We start from the raw sequence: 825 nt of genomic DNA on the forward strand, positions 1-825 counted from the left end.
ATGTGCACAGCCATGATCAATCAGATCCGAGGACTGGCAAAGACCTTCGGATTGATTTTGTCGGCGGGTAAAGGACAGGTATTTGAGCAGTCAGTTCGTCGAGCCCTGCCAGACGACGTTATCTTGCGCGATCTGTTCGAGAGGCTGTTGTCGGTGCTATCCGGTCCTAAGGATCAGCGCCGAGCTTTTGACCGACAACTTGCTCGCTTCGCACGGCAAGACCAGACTTGTCGGCTGGTTGCAAGCGCACCTGGGGTAGGCAGCCTTGCAGCGATCGCATTCGTAACCGCCGTCGATGATCCGACGCGGTTTCGGGCTACCGGCGACGTCGGCGCATATCTTGGGCTGACACCGAAGCGATATCAATCTGGCGAAGTCGACATTGGCGGCCGTATTTCGAAGACGGGAGATCGTTTAACAAGGAAACTTCTTTTCGAGGCGGCAACGGTGATCCTGTATCGTGCATCTCCTGCAATCGCATTGAAGCAATGGGGCTTACGCCTGAGTGCTCGATGCGGAAGCTGGAAGGCGCGCGTTGCACTGGCACGCAAGCTGGCAGTGACGCTCCTCACGATGTGGAAGACCAACACCATGTTCGAGAACCGCAGTTTCGCCGGATAAACTGACAAGCATAAACAAAGAATGCCAGGCACGTTCCAGGTCTGGCCAAAGTCATCTCGAGACCCGCTTTGCTGCACGCATCATGACAAGCGCTGACAGCGTGAATCACATCGAGAGACTTTAAAGCATGGCGCCATTGTGAGGCAGTTATGAACACCTGACCTCGAAGACGACAACGCATTGGCTTAACAGCGACAAAGACGA

The 825-nt window shown here is 54.8% G+C and carries 1 protein-coding gene; it reads left to right on the forward strand.

The features are described from left to right. A partial coding sequence (locus PDO_RS16100; protein WP_007604146.1) for an IS110 family RNA-guided transposase occupies nt 1-621 on the forward strand: 621 nt, incomplete at its 5' end. Nucleotides 622-825 lie beyond the last annotated feature (204 nt).

The organism is Rhizobium sp. PDO1-076 (assembly GCF_000247475.1).
In the GTDB taxonomy this organism is placed as follows: domain Bacteria; phylum Pseudomonadota; class Alphaproteobacteria; order Rhizobiales; family Rhizobiaceae; genus Allorhizobium.